Below are 579 nucleotides of genomic sequence, written 5' to 3' on the forward strand. Positions count from 1 at the left end.
TAGACGGTGGCAGCGGTGCAGACAGCATGAGCGGAGGATACGGAGATGATATTTACTATGTAGATAATGTGAACGATACGGTTACCGAATGGTGGGGAGAAGGTACCGATACCATTTACAGCAGCGTTTCTTACATAGCCCCAACCAACGTCGAAAACCTGACACTGACAGGCTACGGCAACAATTACGGTTTCGGTAACAACTCTGACAATACCCTGATAGGCAACAGTGGCAACAACCACTTAAGCGGTGGTCGTGGAAACGACACGCTACACGGCATGGACGGTAACGACCTGCTGATGGGCGGCGATGATCGTGACTATCTTTACGGAGATAACGGAGATGACGTGCTACAAGGAGGCGAAGGAAACGACCTGCTCGATGGTGGATACGGCAACGATACTTTAGACGGTGGCAGCGGTGCAGACAGCATGAGCGGCGGATATGGAAATGATATCTATCATGTGGACAATATAAATGATACTGTCACCGAGCAGTGGTTCGAGGGTACCGATACTATTTACAGCAGCGTTTCCTATACCGCTCCAACCAACGTCGAAAACCTGACACTGACAGGCT

1 protein-coding gene is annotated in these 579 nt (G+C 50.1%); it reads left to right on the plus strand.

Annotated elements, in window-relative coordinates; genetic code table 11:
- Nucleotides 1-579: calcium-binding protein (locus HMPREF2726_RS07995; RefSeq protein WP_148132496.1), on the plus strand; the 579-nt coding region annotated here is incomplete at both ends.

It is taken from the genome of Neisseria sp. HMSC074B07, assembly GCF_001810355.1.
Taxonomy (GTDB): Bacteria; Pseudomonadota; Gammaproteobacteria; order Burkholderiales; family Neisseriaceae; genus Neisseria.